Consider the following 17299-nt stretch of genomic DNA (forward strand, 5'->3'; position numbering starts at 1 on the left):
CTTCCAGGACGCTGGCGTAGTCACTTGCTTTCATTGCGGGTCCAATTGATCAGGTCTTTGAGCTGCGCCCGGCAGATTCCATACAGTTCGCCATTGCGTACCTGGTTGGTCAGGAGTTGTTCCTGGGTGACGCCTGAGTCGAGGTCGTCAGCGTTTCCGGTTCCGCTGGCAGGCGCAGGAGTTCGGCCGGAGCCGTTCGGGGTTGGCATTGCGGGATTGGGGGTAATACCGTTTGCGGCGTTCCACACGCGGACAAAGCCAGTAGTGAACACAGCAGCAGGCAGCGGCTCAATACCGTTTGCGGCGTTCCACACGCGGACAAAGCCAGTAGTGAACACAGCAGCAGGCAGCGGCTCGGGCTTCGCATCCAGGGCGCGGCGATAGAGTTTGGTAACACGGGCAATATCTCCTGTGAGTCGGTCGGTGTTTTGGCGCAGGGTTTCTTTGGTGTCCGCAAGCTGGCTAGCCAGTTGATTGTTTTTGCCTTGCTCGATGCGTAGCCGCGCCAAATCTGCATCGGCGGCGAGCTGCTTTTCCACGGCGTGTTCTTTACGCAGAACCTCGACAGCGGTTTCCCCTTCGGACTTAGCCAGGCTGTAGCCTTCGTNATCTGCATCGGCGGCGAGCTGCTTTTCCACGGCGTGTTCTTTACGCAGAACCTCGACAGCGGTTTCCCCTTCGGACTTAGCCAGGCTGTAGCCTTCGTCGTAGCCGTCCTGGCGATTCAAGTGAAAGCCGTACACCACGACACCGATCACAGCCACGTACCAGAGCAGTGGCTTGACCAGAAGCCTTCGTCGTAGCCGTCCTGGCGATTCAAGTGAAAGCCGTACACCACGACACCGATCACAGCCACGTACCAGAGCAGTGGCTTGACCAGATCAAACAGGCTTTTCATTGGCAGACCCCTTGGCCCCAGCCATCAGCGACATACAGGGCCTCCCAGCGCAGCAGGATCAGGCGCGGGTATTGGCGGTTTTCCTTGAATGCAGCGGCCGAGCGGCCGTTGTTGAACCGCTCGACGGAGTTGAACCAGGTCAGCGGATCGGCCCCTTTAGCCGATGCCAACTTGCGATCTTTGATGACCCAGCCCAAACCGCCGTTGTAGGCAGAAAGGATCAGCGCCCCTTGTTCGCAGGGGCCACGCGCCTGGATGCGGTTCGCCAGCCAACGGTCATAGCTGACCAGCGCTTGCATAGACCAAACCGGGTTATACGGTTCGACCTTGCCAAGGGCCTTGGGGAACAGCCCGGCAAGCCAGGTGGCGGTCGAGGGCATCACCTGGCCCAAGCCTTGCGCACCGACGGGCGACCTGGCGTCGAACTTCCAGCGGCTTTCCTGGTGGATCTGTGCGGCGAAGGTCGCGACCGGAGCATCCAGGCCCCATTCGGCCTGAGCGATGCGGGTCAGGTCACGGCGGTATCGCTCGGCCCGGTCTGGGATTTCGGCCTTGACCGGTGGGCTGGCGGCCAGGCCTACCAACAGGCCAATACCGGCCGCAGCTATATATAGAAGGGAACGAGAGCGCCGCATGTCAGAGCCCCAATGTCAGGCCGAGGACGCAGCCCAGCACGACCAGGGCACGGCGAATACCAGCCATGGAGCGGTCGCAAGCGGGGACTGCGTCTGGTCGTGCGTAGGGGAACAGCGCCCGGTCGAGCCAGTAGCCCAACACACAACCCAGTGTGACAAGGCCACATTTATAGAGGACAACTGGCAATTTGGTTGGGGCGATAATTGCCAGGCAGAGAAGTAAGGCGAGAGTGATCAACGCCCAGAAGGTCATGCGAGGCGTGCGGGGTTGCCGCTTCGGTGCGGTGGTTGTCATTGGGATACTCGCGGTGAGTTCATGGTGGCGCGCAGTGCGGCCAGTTGTTGAGCGGCCACAGAGGCATTGCCGCGCACGTAGGTAGGGGCTTGGTATTCGGCGAAGGTTGGCGTGATGGTTCTTACAGGGGGGCGTAACTTTTCCTGTTCGCGGACGTGTTGCTCGGTGCGGGCTTCGGCTTGTGAGATATGCGATTGCACCAACTCCCGCCAGTCGGCCGGAACCTTGGCCCATAGCACCGCACGCGCTGCATCATCACCTGCGGCTTGAATAAGCTGGGCGAACTGGCGCGGCCGTTGGGGCCGGGAGACTTTGGGGGGAGCGGAATGCATAGCGCGAACCTGCCGTTTGAATGAACGGGTGTAGGTTCGCGCACGGGGGGAGAAGTTGTAATTTCAGGGGGGTTTAAGGTTTAGCCCCGCTCGGTGGCGGGGCTTTAATTATTCAGTTGCAAGCTGTAGAGCTTCAGTCGCAGGAACCGGCAAGTATGCTGCGCCCTTACTTGACGTGTCGAAGTTGCAGATTTTCTTGCACGGGGACTTCGTTGTGAATATGCCCCCGTCGCCGATATCGTAGAGGCATGTATGCCCAGATGCGTAATAGTCACGGGGCAATGTTTGTACTGGAGACGTAAGGGTAACGGCAACTTGAACTATTTCTTTCCAGCCTAGCTGCCGCTCGTCAAAGGCTTCGGCAGGTTGCCGGGTAGCCACTAGGCTTGATACTTCAGAAGCCTTTTGGAGGCGCGCTAACGTAGGGCAAGCATCCAGCAGGATCTGAGTTGCTTGCTTCTCAACGGCGCTTTCAGCATAAGCAATATTCAATACACCAAGCCCTACTATCAGTAGTGATGCCGAGTACGCCGTTGTCCTTTTCATCAGTGAACTGTCCCTTCATCAAAGCCGAATAAGTCGGGCTCACTCTTACGGTGGAGCGCCCGTTGACGGGCAATGATGTCATAAATCGTTTGGCTCGACAGGTCGTACTTGCTGACCATATCGGCGGGTTTGATCCCACGGTCTCGCCAGTCCTGATAGATCGCCGCGTCGCGCATGGCTCGCTTTAGGATTGTGCCCCGTGGCAGATACATCACTGTACCGCCCTGGTGTTCACAGATCGAATAGACCACGCGACGGGCCAATTCAGGGGCACTGTCCGGGTTACTAAGCGCCTTGCGCAACTCGACTTCTGCAACTCTAACCATCTCGCCCAGGGTCCCCTCCCAACGTGCAAGGACGGTGGGTGACTCCATATGAGCTAGAACCTTATCAGGGTCGAGTTTATCGCTGTCGTCAGGGAACAGTTCTTCGTTCATCGCTCAGGCCTCCCATGTCGGCGGGCATCGTAGGTCAATGCCGCAACCAGTTTTTGCAGTTGTCCAGGGTCGAGCCATTCCACGCGCTCGACCTTGAACATGCGCAAGGCCATACCATCGGCATACGCCCAGGAGCGTTTCGCCTCGGCGAGAAAGGCCTTAATTTTACCCACCAGCTTCTCCCGGTCTGGCGCAGGTTTCGGCGTTTTGCGGCCATGCTTTTTAGCCGGTGCTGACGCCCAGCCCAACCGGGAGAACTCGGCTAGTACTGCGCCGGTCTGGCGTGGAGTCAGGTCTTTGGCCGAACGCACACCAGCCACACGGACCAGTAAGGCGCGGTAGGTTTCGTCATCCAGTCCCAGATCCTTTTTGGCGATATGGATTTTGCTCAGTTGCAAGTTTCGCGTGCTCATTGTCTTCCTCCTTTGATTAGGGCCTGGAACGCCGCAGGGTCACTGCGAGACAACCTGGCGACTCGGTGAATCGTTATCGTCAGCGCGTGTTCCGTCTCGTCGAATTCCCCAGCTATACGGATTTGCTCCAGCTCGTTTTTGGTGCCTTTGTAGATTTCCATCTTGAATTTGCTGGCGCCCATGGCGAGCCGCTTATCCTTGAGGCGCTTGCGCTGGGCGCGTTTACGCTCGCGAGCCAGGCGGGTTTTGCGCTGTGTGGGTGATTCGTCTGTCATGGGTGGCTGCTCATCAGTACCGGACAACCACGTCCGGCAGACCGCCCCAGCAAGTCGGGACGGTTTCGCTTAGTGCAGGGCAAGCTGTTCCTGACCGTTAACCCCATGGTTTAAGCGCACATCACCCGCTGCAAGAATGCCGTGCAGGGCGTCGGTCATCGCACGCACGCCATTGCCCTTGCTGGCGTTGCGGTCGCGACAGCCGAGCTTTTCCGTTTCTGCGTGATGCTTGAGCATGTACGCCGAAGTCGCCGGGGATGGTTCATCGTTACCGGCAAAAGCCATGACCTGCTTTCGTACCGCCGATACCCAGGCCGCACAGAACACGTCGGCGCGCTTCGTCTTGGTCGCGGTCTTGCAACGCTTCAACTGAGTGTTGATAAAGTCGCGTCGAGACTGCCGAACCTGGCGCAGCAATAGCGTCATGGTGTAGCTGGCCAACTCCGCCAGTTCGCCGATAAAACGCCACTCACCGATACCAGCCATGAACAGGACTTTGCAGGCGTAGGCTTGAGTAACGGCTCCAACCAGGTTGGCTTCCCATTGCGGCGGGGTCATCTTTGAACCACTACGGGCGGCACATTCGTAGACTTCGGATAGCTGGATATCCGATTCTTCTAAGCGATACTTTTCCATCAAGGCACGGGCCTGGCGCATGGCAGCGGCGGCTTCGTGCGGGTTGTCGCTTGCTGCCAGGCGCAGCAGTTTTTTGATCTTGTCTAAGGCTTTGCTGTGATCCATGTCTTCCTCGGCTGCTCATCAGTACCAGGCAACCACGCCTGGCAGACCGTCCCGGATAGCCGGGGCGGTTTCGCTTAGTGAAGGGTTGTCGTGGTGGGTTGCCAGCGGCAGGCAGGAATAGCCCCCAACATCTTTTCGCTGGCGACCAGATCGAAAAGTTTGTGAAAGATCCGCACTGCCTCTGTCTGGCGGTGCGTTCCCATAGGCGTAGTCGGTACACCCGTCATATCGACTGCGACCGAAGGTTTGCCGTTGTCTTCACGGCTGTCTTCTAGAGTGATGGTGATCTTGGCCATGGGACGTCCTATCGCTGAGTGTGAAAAGTGATGTGATAGTCGCGAGCGACCTGGCGCACGTATTTCTCGGTCATATGGTGTTTGCGGGCGATCCATTTGGGCGAGTTGCCCAGGACGGCGTCCGCCATAATCAACGCCGCGTGAGTGTTGTTTTCCGGTATCGGGCCACCGATCTGGGCGGGTGGCATAACCTCCTGTGTTGCGTCGGGCACAGGTGAAAACAGGTGGGCGTAGACCGGTGTCCGCTCCGGGTTGATGGTGAACGTCGCCGGGGCACTGCTCATCTTGTGGCCGACTTGCTCAATCTCGCCGCCGCGCAACAAGAACTCCGCCATTTGGCGCTCAAGATTGGCGCGCTCGATGTCGCGTTGGGGTGAGTGGATTGGCAGTGGATCGCTGCGGGTATCGTGATAGCGCTGCATGGTTAGGCCCCCAACGCTCGAAAACCGGGCTGGTTGCTCATGGCAAGCCGCTGGATGAAGTGCGCCACAGCGGTGATGCCGTCGCGCTGGCTCGCTGCCTCGGGCACACCAGGAACAAACAGAGTTTCGTTATCGACACGGGACAGACGTGCATTCACGCTGACGATGTCGCGGACTATTTTTTCTGCGCCGACAGCAAGTGCAATGGCACCCTCTGGAAGGGAGACGCCAAAGTCGATGTGGCCGGATGCAAAGCAATAGGCGGTGATGGTTTTTTTCATTTCAAACTCCCGCGATATCGAGGCTGATAGCTTCGTACTGGTCAGTATCACCAACACGCTGATACACACGGATGTAGGACTTGGAGCCAACCACCTGACAGGCGTCACCAATGGCCTGCATGGCGCTCTGCCAGCGTTCATCTGTGATTTCCATACGGCGCAACGCCAACACACGGGCCGTGCGAATGTCGCCTTTCTGGTCAGTCCGAAAGGCGTCATTCACCAGCGTGACAATTTCGGGGCGTGCCCCGGTGGTCCAGTCGCGTAGGCATTCATCAATCAATGCCCGCGCTGCCTGGAGGCGTTCGTCGAAGGCGATGCTTTCCTGGACGGCGCGCATGATCTTGTAGCGACCATCAAAACTAATCAGGCTGACATTGCCCTTCTTGCCGCCGATCTGAGCCCCGTACTGCTCGGCGCTCAACTCGACGAAGGCTTCGATATCGCCAAATGCCGCCGCTTTGAACTTCGCCAGGACATCGCTGGCGGCGCGGGCCTTTTCAACCAGTGCGAGAACCAGGGCGTCACGTTCCAGGTCGATAGGCTTGATCAGAATTTCGGGAATCAGCCGCTTTTGAGCGTCAACGCGGTAGCCTTCTGGAATGGTTTGTTGTTGTGTCATTGCAAGGTTCCTCAGTGGAGAGTCGGGCGCGACCAGTCAGCAGGACGGGCGGCGCTAATGGGTTCGCGCCATTCCAGGGTCACGCCCTGAAACTGCACGTTGTAACGAGTGCTGCCGGCCGTGCCGTGGCGTTGGTAGCCGTCGGTATGGCCGAGGTTGATCAGGCGCTGACCTGATTCGGGAGTGATCACCAGGAGATTGTTTGCAGGGTGAAACGCCTGCACGCGGATGCCATGCGCCTGCAAATTGCGGGCGGCGGCGTTAAACACCCGCAGACGGTCTGCCAGGGTCGGGGTCAGAACTTTCAATGGCGTGCGGTTAGTGGAGGCGAGCATGGGCGTTCTCCTGGTTGCAGCAGTCGGGGTTGATTGGGCAGTGTTGGCAGGCGCGCCAGTGCTGCATCGCCTGGGGGTTGTGAGTCGGTGCCGGTTTTTCGCGGTAGCTTTGGCACTGTTCAGAGGTGACGGTCTCGTCCAGGGCGACACATTCAATGCGGCCTAGGGTTTCCATCACGCGCCGCTCTACGCCCGCCGTGCTGGGGGATGCGTAGCGGTTGGATAGAATCAGGCTGACGGCCGTGCGGCTCATGCCAATGCGCTGGCTGGCTTTAGTTTTGTTGCTGGCGGCTACCTCGGCGGCAAGCAAGCGCACGAACAACGGGACTTCGTTGCCCCAGGCGGACAGGTTGACCTGGTTCATTCGGCCACCTCCAGATCAGCTTTGCGCCACACGACCTGATCCAGGTTCGGGTCATACACCTGGTCGAAGTCGCGCTGGTAGATCGGGTGCTTGGGGCCGGTGTACCGGGACGGCACTAGGCAGAAGCGGGTTTTAAAACCTGCTGTTCCGCCCCTGCGGGTCACATAGCCAGCCTTTGCCAGGCCGGACAAATACACATGCGCACCAAACTCGCTGATAGATACGCCGCTTACGCTGGCGGCGACTGAGGCCTCGGCGGCGGAGAACTCCCCAAGAATGCGCAACGCACGCCAGATGTTTTCCACACCACCTGCATGGGCCGTACGCTTTCCATGGTGGTTGATGCGCGGGGCTTCAACGCCTTCATCTTTGAGTAACGTCCATTCGGAATCGCGGCGGTCGATGTTGCGAACCTTGCTGACAATCCCAGCCTTCTCCATATCTCGGAAATAGGCCCGCACGGCTTGATCATCCAGGTTCGATTTACGCGCAACAGCGTAGGTCGTCAGTGCTTTAGGACTGGCGTTGACAGCGCGAATGGCTTCCCAAATATATTGGCGTGGGGACTTGCCGCCCACCATGACCAAATCAGCTCTGGCTCTAGGCATACCTCAAGCCCTCCGCGACGGCGCTTCGCCAGTGAACCAGCCGCGTGAGCCCCAACCGGCAAGGTCGATGCTGTCGATGGCTTGGGCTTGGGTTTCGCTGTACACCCGGTACAGGTTGACCGCGACACGACGAAGGCACCCGCCGACTTTAGTCCGCAGATCCTCTAACAGATCATCGGCAAAGCGCAGATTTGGATAGCTGGCGCGGGCCAAGGCGCGCAGGTCGTCAAGGGTGGCACGTTGTGCAGGCACCCATTCCAGCACACGGTTATGCAGGCGTTCCAACTTAGCCAGGCTGGCGGGTACACGTTCTTCACCAATCAAAACGATGGTCCCTTGGCTGGCGTTGTAGATATCGGTCAAGACGTTGGCAACAGCCTTTTCCAGCAGGTATTGCACGTCATCAATCAGCAGCGGGCGACCACTGCGAGAAAGCTGCTCGGCGATCTGGTCGACCATCTGCGACAAAGTGCGCTCAGGCTGGATACTCATTTCGCGCAAGATGGCGAGCAAGAAAGCCTTTTTGCTCCAGGTATCGCGGCACTCGACGTAATAGGCGCGGTGTTGGTTGGCGGCGAAGGCAGCGCCGACGCTTTTACCCAACCCGCTTGCGCCATACATCACGACCATGCCAGGCAGGCCTGCTGGGCGGTCGTGGGCTCGGCCGATGGCGGCGGACAAGAGGCCGACATTAGTCAGGGGAACAATCTTGGTAACACTCATAATTCGACTCCTAAAGGTCTTGGGTTAAGCGCGGGCCTGGTCGGCGAACGCGAACATTTGCTGAATGGATTTGAAGTCCGGGTGTTGCGGGTAGCGGGCTCCTCGGCCGTCGGCGATTCGCCGCTAGTGATGCGGCCATCGATCAGGAGCCAGAGGCGGTATCGGGCGGTTGGGTCGGCTGGCAATTCAAAGGCCGAGGCCTGCGGTGCAGCCAATTGAGCGAAGCGCTGGGCCTCGGCGAGTTGGTCAGGCGACAGGTCGTACTGGCTCGACTGCGAAGCAATGACGCGCATTTCCACGTCTTGCCCGGTAATGGTTTTGGCTTTTTTGACCAAGCGGGACAACTGGCCGCGCTCGCGCTTCTCGCTGGCTTTTTCCAGCATTGTTTTCGGCATGGCAGGGCTGGCGTTGCCGTCGAGCAGCGCCTCTCCGATCAGATCGCCCTCCAAGGAGTGGACCCAAACACGGCTGGCGTCACGGAAGTCATAGGCCACGCGGACCTGTTCCCCGTGAAAACCGTCCAGGTCTTTAAGGAAGTAGGTGCCGCTATTCCACTGCACCTGGCAACGGTGGACGGTGCGCTCGACCTGCGGCCGGGTCAGGCTTTCGACGATGTTGCTGTCAGCCAACAATGGTTCCCAGCCCTCGGCCTCTGCCGACTTCCAAGACTCCATTGGGCTTTGGTGGCGCTTGCGCATGGTCGCAAGGTCGCGGAACTTCGGCAGGCCGCGATGTGGGCGGCGGTTGTAGTCATCGAGTGCTTCTTGCAGGGCCGCGAAGAACACCGAAAATTCAGGCACAACTGTCGGCGCGATACCTAGGGCAAGCTGTTTACGGGACAGTTTGTGGGTCTTGGTAGCGGCCTCTTTATCCATGTCGGCGCCGATGTAACTTTCAAACGTCTTGGCGAGCCGAACCAGGATGGTTTTATGGGGGCGCTCAATTACGCCGCGAGCCTGAGAGTTGTAGGGCAGCGAGTGGGTAATAGTGCCGCCCAGGCGGTCGTTAACTTCATAAACAACGGCGTTGTCAAAGCCGCTGCCGTTGTCCACGTAAAACACCTTGTACATGCCGCAACGACTTACGCCGTCACGTAAGGTGTCCAGTGTGGCGAGGGTTGACTCGGCCAGGTTGACGGAGAAACCGACGATACGGCGGGTGCCCCAATCAATGACCATGGTGATTTCCGGGCGGAAAATCTGCCCCGTCAATGGATTGATCACTTCGGCGTCAAAGGTGTGGCCGTCAGCCACCCACACATCATTCGGCCAGAGCATGTCGGCCTGACGGCGGTTATAGGCTTTTAAGGCGTTCAGTTCGTGCGGACCCATGCGCCCATGCTCACGCGCCGACGGACTGAGTTTTTTCAGCCAGCGACGTACCGCGTGAATGCTCGGGCAAACACTGGAATTGATGTCCTGGTGCAATTGCTTGAACTGTTCATATGCGGCTTCAACGCTTGGTTTCTGCGGGCGTTGGTAGTGCTTGAGGAATGCTTGCGCCCAGGTCGGGACGCTCATGTCTTTTTGACGACGGGCCGGAGCCAGGCCGATTTCGCCGTGGGCGCGGTAGTCCGCCAGCCAACGCTTGAGGGTGCGCTCAGACAGGGTGCGGTCTTCGGTCTTGCGGTCGTTGGCGCGGATTACTCGCTCATTCAGATACGGACTGAGGTCGCCGGTTTTAGCCAACCCAACCAGAGTAAGGATGGCGCGGTTTTGGCTGACTACCTTGCTCATGCGTTCGATTTCACGCACGAACGCAAGGCGCGCAGTCATTACAGAAGACTGTGCATCGTTCAAGCGTGACGCTTTTTCTGAGTCACGCCCGGTTGTTACTATGTGTGAGTCAACTGTTGGCTCAGGTGTATTACTGACGACAGCCGCTGATATGAGCGCAGCCTGGGTTTCCTTCGGCAAGACAGCGAATGCATATTCAGTGGCCTTGCTGCCAAGACGTCGCTGTCCTTCCCAGCACTCGCGCAAGGCAAGCTTACGGATACCCTGCACCGTACCTGGCATGCTGGGCAGCCCAGCCAGCTCTTGGGGCGAGTACCAACTACGCATGGTCGTCACCGAGCATTTTTTTCAGGTCACGGACTTTTCGCGTTGCATCGTGCGCTACGCGCGATAGCCGTCCGATCTCCGCGTCCAAAGCCTCGCGTCCGTATGCAACACGACCACCGCGTAGGTGTACCTGCCAATTAGTCAGGACATGGCTTGCACAAACTTCTTCCAGCAACGCTGCTCTATATAGAGGAAGGTTGTGATCTGTACGGGCAGGACTCGACCAAGCGTCTAACATGTTCTTACTTACGTCGTCGCCAGAGAGGCGGGACATGCGAGCCGCAATCTCATAGCGGTCTAGATCAGACTCTTTGAGGACTTCGCTCACAAGCTCGCTGACCTGGGCGCCGTAGTTGCCAAGGCCTGGTATAGAGAGCACGGGCTGCGGAACAGAGAAGATGTCTAAGGTTCTGTCGTCTTTTTGGTTACGCATGTTCAGGCACTCCTTGCCGCTTTACAGTGTCCAACCGGCTGTAGTCCGGTATCCTTGCTGTAGGAACTGTTTACTTCTGCACGGCTCGGTCGCTGCCGGTGTGGAGTGCCATCAGCGTTCCAACGCTCCGGCCAAATGTCCGCAGGCTCTAGGCTCAGGACGATGGCAAGTGAGCGTTCAATGCGCGGGTATGGGGTGTTTTTGGCGTTGCGGATTGCGCGGTCGGTTACGTCTAGCTGGCGCGCAAGCTCAGCCATGGACGTGCCACGAACACGAAGTTGATATTTGATCCACTCCCATCTGCTGGCAGGGTCGGTGGGCATGACGATATCGCTCATAGTTTTGAACCATCTTCACGGGTGGTTTTTTTGGGACGTCTAACGTCCTGTTGCGGATAAACATATCTCGAAAACGGGATTCGGTAAACCGTTTTCGAGAGTTTCTATTCCCTTTTTCGGTTTCCGATCCCGAAAAATAGATTTAGAGCATAGGATTCAATGCCTTACGACGAAAAGAAACAAAAGAAACTCGCTGGAAAAGATGTTTCTTTTCCATATTCGGGATTGGAAACTCGAATTGCGGCTGTTGCCGACCTTTACGAGTCTCGAAAACAGGCTGCACTGACAGCCGATGCAGCGCTGTCCTCACTACAGCGCTGGATCGCAGGCGAAGGCATGCCTGCGTTTGACTCCGTAGCGTTGCTGGCCGCCGCTAAGGGCGTCTCTCTGGACTGGATTGCTACGGGTAAGGGGGAGATGTTTGTGGGGGCGGCCAAAAAGGAGCCCGTGGCAGACATTGAGGATGTCTATTCCCACGTACCGCTTTACGATGCCCGCTGTAGTGCGGGCCATGGCTCTTGGACCGAGGGTACTAAGGTGCTCACACACCTGGCCTTTACGACGTATTCACTGCGTAAGAAGGGCCTTGAGCCATCTAAGCTGTCAGCTATCCGTGTGGATGGTGATTCAATGGAAGGGCTGTTAAGCGATGGCGACACCGTCATGATTGATCATGGCCGCAATTCGCTTGAGGGTGAGGCGGTGTATGTGATTCGTCTTGATGACCACCTCTATGCAAAGCGCCTGCAACGGCAGTTTGACGGCTCGGTTAGCATCATCAGTCAGAACAAGGAATACCAGCCAATGGTTGTCCCCAAGGAGCGCTTGGGAGACCTGGAAATAATCGGCCGTGTGGTATGGGCTGGTGGCTGGATCTAAGCAATGTACCTATGTCAAAGAGCCCGCTAAATCTGGGCTCTATGACTAATTTCGACTGTTTACCCACTTGCATTGCTTTGGCACCGTTCTTTCTGGTTTGTAGGAGCATCCTTGCCTGCAACGTCCCGGTTTGCCTGGCTTGTCACGAGTTGTCCTGTTTTATCCAGCTTCTTCCCACCAGATCTTCCCCAGTGCCAAAGCTGCCACTAACCCACACCTGACAGCCGACCTGATCGTCGAAGCGTGCGCGTGTACCTGTGGGAGCTGGCTTGCCTGCGATGGCGCTGTATCAGTCGATAAATGTATTGGCTGATGTACCGCCATCGCAGGCAAGCCAGCTCCCACAGGGAATGCAGCTTCGCGCTCTGGCTTTGCTGTTGCTGTGGCTCTGCTTTTGATCTGGCTTTTGATCTTGATCTCAGGCGCCCCGTTAAACCACGATGGCCGCAGGCAGGTATTGCGCAGTGGGCACCCCGGCATGGATGCCGGGGTAGCCGCGACACGGCCATGGATGGCCGATCGCGGCGGGCCCACGGAGCCATGCCTGACTGCGGGCATGCCGAGCCTAGGCGAGGCACCGAGTGGTGGGGCAAGAGCCCTTTTGGTTACTTTTGGGGCTCTTTTCCAAAAGTGACCCGCCGTAAGAGCGGAACCAATAGCTGCCGTAACCGCAAAAACGGATATGTACACAAACCCAAGAAGCACCAGAGAAAAGAGTCGTGTAGAGACTCATGCCTATCGCAACCTCGCCAAAGCTCAACAGCTCCCACCTTTGATTTTTGTTGCCTGGTTAGAAGTAGTAACCGATATTCACGTTGGTGCGGTAATACCACTCGTTGCTGCCCACCGAACGGGTGTTGGTAAAACCGCTGCCATTCTCCGCGCCGCCGTAGGGGTTGGCGTTGCGCGCCCAGGTAAAGTCGACCCAGGCCATCACCGGCATCGCCAGGAACTGCGCGCCCACGGTGAACATCTGCGAGTCATCCCAGCCACTCTTGTCTTTCATCATCCGACTGTAATCGGTGTACAGCTTGACCTTCTTCAACTGCCCCAGCGTCGGCGTGTAGACGTCGTAGCCGAGGTTGACCGATGCCAGGCTGGCCTTGGACGCGATCAGGTACGCCGGGGTCAGGCCGTTGCCGCCCATCAGCACCGAGTCCTTGCTGACGCCGGTGGGGTTTTCAGGGTCGTACTCGTAGCGGATGGCCTGGCTGGTAACGGTCCACAGCCCCTTGTTGATGATGGCGTGTACGCCAGCGGCCCAATAGTCGCCATCGTCCCTGGTGGTGGCGTTGTACAGCTGGGCGGTGACCAGCGAGGCGCCGATCTCGGTCTTCCAGCCATCGCTGTTGAAGGTGCGCGCCACGCGGGCGTTGAGCTGGTTGCGTTTCTCGTTGTCCTGGCGCGACTGGATCGCGGCAATCGCATTGCCCTTCAGGTCGGCGTAGCGCCCGACCTCAGGCGAATAGCGAATGTCGCTGGGCAACATGCGCGGGAAGAAACCCAACTGCACATCCCAGTCCTGGTCCTTGTAGCTGTACTTGAGGCCGGTGCCGGCACTGGAGGCATAGCCCATGAAAAACGGCAGGTGGTAACTCCAGCCAAATTGCGGATACGGCTCCAGGCCAAAGGGCTTGAACGGTGCGCCCAGTTGCAGGTTGGAATGGGCATTGAGCCGATAGCCGACGAAGCCACGGTCGATGGAGCGCTTGCCGTCGTCCTGGAACCAATAGCCGAGATCGCTATAGAGGCTCTTGTAGGTGGCCTGCACGTCCAGGCGGAACGTGTCGAAGAGGAAGCGGCCATTGTTCTCGGTGGTGTCCCAATGCTCGTCGCGATAGTTGGTGCGCAGCGCGCCGCCGATATCCAGGCTGCTGTCGCCGGCCTCACTGCGCCAGGCAATATGCGGGAAAGGTTTATTGGCGGCGTTGGCCCGCACCGGCTCCGAAGGAACCGGCTCTACGGCAAAACTGCTGAAACTGGTAAGTATCAATCCTGCACACAAGACACGCTTCATAGAGACCTCTATACCGGGTGATCGGCAACACTCGCCCGCTTGCCATTAAAGGCAACTAAGGAGGGAGCGGGTCTTACCGGGTTTAAGTGTTAGCTATTATTGTTTTATCGGCGAAACACCGTTTAACCAGTGGATGCGCAGGAGCTGAGCAGGAAGTGTGCCAGGCGGATTATTTACTGGTATTTAATAAAAAGCCGATTAAAAACAATTGTTTATATGGGAAGCAAAGCACTTTGTATAACCCATGAAACAACCCGCAAGTGCGGTAACAAAGTTGCCCGTGATAGGTGCGAATTTATTGCACGCTGCCAATTAAACGGGCACTTGTGTGTTTTACGAAGATCGCTGTAGGAGCGAGCAAGCTCGCTCCTACATAGGATTGGGGCTAGAGGTCCAGCACCAACCGTTGGCTCTTGCAGCCCGACACACACACCATCATCGAGGTGTTCGCCGCGCGCTCGGCCTTGGTCAGCACCCCGTCGCGGTGGTCGATCTGGCCTTCCACCACCCGGGTTTCACAGGAGCCGCACACCCCCTCGCGGCAGCTGTGATCGATGTCGCAGCCGGCTTCGAGCAGTACATCCAACAGGCTCAGGCCGGGCTCCACCGACAGCGTCTTGCCGGACTTTTTCAGCTCTACGCTATAGCGGCTCTGGGCGTCTGTGCTGGGCGGCAGTTCGGCGGCGGTAAAGCGCTCGATATGCGCATGGGGATACCCCAGGCGCTCACAGGTGCCCTCGAACGCATCCAGCATCGGCGTTGGGCCGCAGCAGTAGAAGTGCGTGTCCGCAGGCTGGCCGGCGAGGTAGGCGGCGAGGTCCGGCGGTACGCCTTTTTCGTCGTTGAAGTGGTACACCACCCGCGCATCCAGGCCGTTCAAGGCCTCCACCAGCGCCGCTTCCTGGCGTGAGCGTGCGCAATAGATCAGCTCGGCGGATTTTCCCTGGGCCAGCAACTGGCGGAACATGCAGTAGATCGGGGTAATGCCGATGCCACCGGCCACCAGCACACTGTGGCTGGCGCTCAGGTCCAGCGCGAAGTTGTTGCGCGGCGCCGAGATCGATAGCGCCATGCCGACCCGCAGTTGGCTGTGCACATATTCCGAGCCGCCGCGGCTGTTGCGGTCGCGCAGGATACCCACGGTGTAGCGCCCCTGGTCGCTGGGGGAGTTGAGCAGCGAGTAACTGCGCACCAGGCCGTTGGCCAGGTGCAGGTCGATGTGCGAGCCGGCCTCGAACGGCGGGAACACGGTATCGCCCATCGGCCGGAACTCCACACTGATGATGCCTTCGGCTTCATAGCGCAGGGTGTGCACGCGGGCGTTGAGCAGGGAGGGCTTAGACATCATTCACCTCTGTGACGGTACGCAGGTCGACATCGAGCCGGGCACTGGCCTCGATCTCGACCCGTAGTTCAGGAAACACCAGCGCGCTGACGGCCACCAGGGTGGAGGTGGGCAACACGGCCTGCCCGGCGAAAAAATCCCGCCGGGCTTGGCCCACCTGGTCCTTGTCGGCGATGTCGGTGAGGTACACCGTCAGCCGGTAGATATTGCCCAGATGCCCACCGGCCGCCGTCACCAGCGCCTGGATCTTGCCCAGCACCACCAGGGTCTGGGCGTAGCAATCCAGGGTCGCCTCGCGGCTGGCGGGGTGTGCGGTCATCCCCGACATCACCACCTCGCGGCCGATCAGCAGCGCATTCGACCAACTGGCCCCGGCGGGCGCCACCACGACCGGGTTCATGGCAGTTGCTTCGCGTCGATCAGTTCAAGCTGGGCCTTGGCCGCGTTCTTCAGGTAACGGCGCATACGCACCACGCCCAGGTCGTGCTGGTAGAGGTTTTCGCGCTGGTTGGCGTCCGGTTCCATAAACTCCAGCAGCACCCGATCCTGCTCCAGCACGGCCCAGTGCCGCGCTTCCAGGCGGTTCTTGTAGAGGAAGCGCCAGGTGTCGCGCTGCCAGCCGGTCAGCGGCCGGCAACGCCAGTGGAACACCGCCGACAGCACGCGGCTGCTTGGGGTGTAGCTGCCGATAATGGTGAAGTTGCCGCCCGGGCCGCCGGTTTTCGGGTAGGGGATTTCCAGGCGCAGCCAATGGCAGCCGTTGTCCATGAATTCGGTCCAGTCGAAGTTCACCCCGCGCTGGCCTTCCTTCTCGAAGAAGAACCCGTTGTCGGTGTCGCGGGTGACGAACCTGGCGGTGGCTTCGCCTTCACTCATCGAGTGCGACATCTTGTGCAGGTAGGTGCCGTGCATCGGGTCCATGACGTTGTCGATCACGTAGCGGTAGTCGCCTTGCCACTCGGTGTAGCAGACGAAGCTGCTCCACTCCGGCGAGGTCAGTTGCTCGGGCAGCACCAGTTCCGGCGGGGTCTCCAGATGCGCGTCGGTGGCATTGAACAAAAAGATCGCACCTGCCGCTTCGCGAGTATGGAACATGCGGGTCGGGCGGCTGCCTTCGAGTTTGCAGCCGGGGCTGCCGGGCACCTTGGTCACGGTGCCGTCACAGCGCACTTCGATGCCGTGATACGGGCATTGCAGGCGATCACCCAACACCGGGCCCTGGGACAGCGGCGCACCGCGATGGGGGCAATGGTCTTCGAGGGCGTGTACGCGGCCATCGTTATCGCGCCACAGGGCGATCTTGTAGCCCAGGCGGCGTACCGATACTGGCTTTTCACCCAGCAGGTCCGAGGGTAATACCGGGAACCACAGGTCTTTGAGGCCATTGGCCAGATGGTTTTCAACAGGGTCGACGGTCACTTGCATAGTCATTGTTCTATTCCTTCTGCCGGGTCATTCGCCCAGCCGGGCCATCAGGGTTTGATAGGCATCTGCCGTCCACTCGCCGCTGGTCAGCGGGCAGGGCGGGCCGGCCAGGTTGAGGTGGGCAAGCAGCGCCGCAAGCTCGGTCACACCGTTGCCGAAGGCCCGTTCAATGGAGTCGCCCAGCAGCTCTTCAAACTGGGTATTGGGCCGTTTGCGCGCCTGATGGGGTTCGAGGAAACGTTCGGTAGTGCTCATGTCATTGGCCTCCGTTGCGTACCCGTTCGCGGATGGTTTCGCGCACCGGGATAAAGTCGTATGTCGGGAAAACTTCAGTGCTGAACACGCCCCACGCCGAGCGCTCAAGCTCCACGTTAAGGGCCGGCAGCAGGCTCGGCGGCAAGCGCAGGGTGACGATCTGGCCCAGGCCCATGGCCACGGTCCAGCTCACCAGTTCCACGCCTTGGGGTGGAAAACGCTCCCACCACTCGTGCTGCTTCATATGGCGCTGAATGTCTTCCAGGTTCTTCGATTGGTCGTGCTTGAGCAGCACCGTCACCAGCAAGGTCTCGTTCATGT

Annotated in this window: 26 protein-coding genes and 2 other RNA genes; 1 reads left to right on the forward strand and 27 read right to left on the reverse strand. The window is 58.9% G+C overall.

Features of this window, described 5'->3' with window-relative positions; genetic code table 11:
* Nucleotides 1–754: 754 nt before the first annotated feature.
* The 21 genes from AO268_RS32740 to AO268_RS15305 form a co-directional block, all read right to left on the reverse strand.
* Nucleotides 755–898, reverse strand: coding sequence for a hypothetical protein (locus AO268_RS32740; RefSeq protein WP_176561373.1), 144 nt, complete (start codon nt 896–898; stop codon nt 755–757).
* Nucleotides 895–1533, reverse strand: a complete 639-nt coding sequence (locus AO268_RS15205) for a transglycosylase SLT domain-containing protein (RefSeq protein WP_176561374.1) — start codon at nt 1531–1533, stop codon at nt 895–897. The genes AO268_RS32740 and AO268_RS15205 overlap by 4 nt, the downstream gene beginning before the upstream one ends.
* Before the next feature lies 1 nt (nt 1534).
* Nucleotides 1535–1828, reverse strand: a complete 294-nt coding sequence (locus AO268_RS15210; protein WP_306474138.1) for a putative holin — start codon at nt 1826–1828, stop codon at nt 1535–1537.
* On the reverse strand, nt 1825–2160 hold the full coding sequence (locus AO268_RS15215) for a hypothetical protein (RefSeq protein ID WP_099169155.1): 336 nt from the start codon (nt 2158–2160) through the stop codon (nt 1825–1827). The genes AO268_RS15210 and AO268_RS15215 overlap by 4 nt, the downstream gene beginning before the upstream one ends.
* Nucleotides 2161–2705: 545 nt before the next feature.
* Nucleotides 2706–3143 (reverse strand): Mor transcription activator family protein, encoded by a 438-nt coding sequence (locus tag AO268_RS15225; protein ID WP_099169157.1) that lies wholly within the window; start codon nt 3141–3143, stop codon nt 2706–2708.
* Nucleotides 3140–3556 carry a gp16 family protein gene (locus AO268_RS15230; RefSeq protein ID WP_099169158.1) on the reverse strand — a complete coding sequence of 139 codons (417 nt, stop codon included), beginning with the start codon at nt 3554–3556 and terminating at the stop codon, nt 3140–3142. The genes AO268_RS15225 and AO268_RS15230 overlap by 4 nt, the downstream gene beginning before the upstream one ends.
* On the reverse strand, nt 3553–3831 hold the full coding sequence (locus AO268_RS15235; protein ID WP_099169159.1) for a hypothetical protein: 279 nt from the start codon (nt 3829–3831) through the stop codon (nt 3553–3555). The genes AO268_RS15230 and AO268_RS15235 overlap by 4 nt, the downstream gene beginning before the upstream one ends.
* Nucleotides 3832–3902, reverse strand: an RNA gene (locus tag AO268_RS15240) — hammerhead ribozyme type II.
* On the reverse strand, nt 3901–4572 hold the full coding sequence (locus AO268_RS15245; protein ID WP_092235935.1) for a DUF2786 domain-containing protein: 672 nt from the start codon (nt 4570–4572) through the stop codon (nt 3901–3903). Before AO268_RS15245 ends, AO268_RS15240 begins: the two co-directional genes overlap by 2 nt.
* Nucleotides 4573–4577: 5 nt before the next feature.
* An RNA gene (locus AO268_RS15250) (hammerhead ribozyme type II) lies at nt 4578–4648 on the reverse strand.
* Nucleotides 4647–4868 carry a hypothetical protein gene (locus tag AO268_RS15255; RefSeq protein ID WP_099169160.1) on the reverse strand — a complete coding sequence of 74 codons (222 nt, stop codon included), beginning with the start codon at nt 4866–4868 and terminating at the stop codon, nt 4647–4649. Before AO268_RS15255 ends, AO268_RS15250 begins: the two co-directional genes overlap by 2 nt.
* Nucleotides 4869–4876: 8 nt before the next feature.
* On the reverse strand, nt 4877–5290 hold the full coding sequence (locus AO268_RS15260; RefSeq protein WP_099169161.1) for a hypothetical protein: 414 nt from the start codon (nt 5288–5290) through the stop codon (nt 4877–4879).
* A 2-nt stretch (nt 5291–5292) separates the two neighbouring features.
* The gene (locus tag AO268_RS15265) at nt 5293–5571 is read right to left on the reverse strand and encodes a host nuclease inhibitor protein (protein ID WP_099169162.1); all 279 of its coding nucleotides are present in this window, start codon (nt 5569–5571) and stop codon (nt 5293–5295) included.
* Nucleotide 5572: 1 nt separating this feature from the next.
* Nucleotides 5573–6193 carry a DUF3164 family protein gene (locus AO268_RS15270; RefSeq protein ID WP_099169163.1) on the reverse strand — a complete coding sequence of 207 codons (621 nt, stop codon included), beginning with the start codon at nt 6191–6193 and terminating at the stop codon, nt 5573–5575.
* Between the two features lie 11 nt (nt 6194–6204).
* On the reverse strand, nt 6205–6528 hold the full coding sequence (locus AO268_RS15275) for a hypothetical protein (RefSeq protein WP_092235950.1): 324 nt from the start codon (nt 6526–6528) through the stop codon (nt 6205–6207).
* On the reverse strand, nt 6512–6892 hold the full coding sequence (locus AO268_RS15280; protein ID WP_099169164.1) for a hypothetical protein: 381 nt from the start codon (nt 6890–6892) through the stop codon (nt 6512–6514). Before AO268_RS15280 ends, AO268_RS15275 begins: the two co-directional genes overlap by 17 nt.
* Complete coding sequence (locus tag AO268_RS15285; protein ID WP_257154392.1) at nt 6889–7500, reverse strand: MarR family transcriptional regulator; 612 nt, start codon at nt 7498–7500, stop codon at nt 6889–6891. Before AO268_RS15285 ends, AO268_RS15280 begins: the two co-directional genes overlap by 4 nt.
* A 3-nt stretch (nt 7501–7503) precedes the next feature.
* Nucleotides 7504–8223: an AAA family ATPase gene (locus AO268_RS15290; RefSeq protein WP_099169166.1), complete on the reverse strand. Its 720-nt coding sequence runs from the start codon at nt 8221–8223 to the stop codon at nt 7504–7506.
* Nucleotides 8220–10286 (reverse strand): Mu transposase C-terminal domain-containing protein, encoded by a 2067-nt coding sequence (locus AO268_RS15295; protein WP_373562132.1) that lies wholly within the window; start codon nt 10284–10286, stop codon nt 8220–8222. The genes AO268_RS15290 and AO268_RS15295 overlap by 4 nt, the downstream gene beginning before the upstream one ends.
* Nucleotides 10279–10719 (reverse strand): hypothetical protein, encoded by a 441-nt coding sequence (locus AO268_RS15300; RefSeq protein WP_092235964.1) that lies wholly within the window; start codon nt 10717–10719, stop codon nt 10279–10281. The genes AO268_RS15295 and AO268_RS15300 overlap by 8 nt, the downstream gene beginning before the upstream one ends.
* Nucleotides 10720–10721: 2 nt before the next feature.
* Entirely contained in the window at nt 10722–11057 is a 336-nt protein-coding gene (locus tag AO268_RS15305; RefSeq protein WP_099169167.1) for a helix-turn-helix domain-containing protein, read from the reverse strand.
* 159 nt (nt 11058–11216) lie between these two features.
* On the opposite strand from AO268_RS15305, the gene AO268_RS15310 reads away from it, so the two are divergent.
* Nucleotides 11217–11936 carry a LexA family transcriptional regulator gene (locus AO268_RS15310; RefSeq protein ID WP_099169168.1) on the forward strand — a complete coding sequence of 240 codons (720 nt, stop codon included), beginning with the start codon at nt 11217–11219 and terminating at the stop codon, nt 11934–11936.
* A gap of 790 nt (nt 11937–12726) precedes the next feature.
* On the opposite strand, the gene AO268_RS15315 is transcribed toward AO268_RS15310, so the two are convergent.
* The 6 genes from AO268_RS15315 to AO268_RS15340 all read right to left on the reverse strand — a co-directional run bounded on the left by AO268_RS15315 (nt 12727) and on the right by AO268_RS15340 (nt 17297).
* A complete protein-coding gene (locus tag AO268_RS15315; protein ID WP_099169169.1) occupies nt 12727–13953 on the reverse strand; it encodes a hypothetical protein in 1227 nt (408 codons plus the stop codon).
* A 385-nt stretch (nt 13954–14338) separates the two neighbouring features.
* On the reverse strand, nt 14339–15298 hold the full coding sequence (locus AO268_RS15320) for a PDR/VanB family oxidoreductase (RefSeq protein WP_099169170.1): 960 nt from the start codon (nt 15296–15298) through the stop codon (nt 14339–14341).
* Complete coding sequence (locus AO268_RS15325) at nt 15291–15698, reverse strand: Rid family hydrolase (protein WP_099169171.1); 408 nt, start codon at nt 15696–15698, stop codon at nt 15291–15293. The genes AO268_RS15320 and AO268_RS15325 overlap by 8 nt, the downstream gene beginning before the upstream one ends.
* Nucleotides 15695–16729 carry an aromatic ring-hydroxylating oxygenase subunit alpha gene (locus AO268_RS15330; RefSeq protein ID WP_099169172.1) on the reverse strand — a complete coding sequence of 345 codons (1035 nt, stop codon included), beginning with the start codon at nt 16727–16729 and terminating at the stop codon, nt 15695–15697. Before AO268_RS15330 ends, AO268_RS15325 begins: the two co-directional genes overlap by 4 nt.
* Nucleotides 16730–16750: 21 nt before the next feature.
* Nucleotides 16751–16978 carry a recombinase-like helix-turn-helix domain-containing protein gene (locus AO268_RS15335; protein WP_029289990.1) on the reverse strand — a complete coding sequence of 76 codons (228 nt, stop codon included), beginning with the start codon at nt 16976–16978 and terminating at the stop codon, nt 16751–16753.
* Nucleotide 16979: 1 nt separating this feature from the next.
* Nucleotides 16980–17297, reverse strand: coding sequence for a hypothetical protein (locus AO268_RS15340; protein ID WP_099169173.1), 318 nt, complete (start codon nt 17295–17297; stop codon nt 16980–16982).
* Between the last annotated feature and the right edge of the window lie 2 nt (nt 17298–17299).

Origin of the sequence: Pseudomonas sp. ICMP 8385, assembly GCF_002699915.1 — a bacterium.
Classification (GTDB): Bacteria; Pseudomonadota; Gammaproteobacteria; order Pseudomonadales; family Pseudomonadaceae; genus Aquipseudomonas; species Aquipseudomonas gessardii.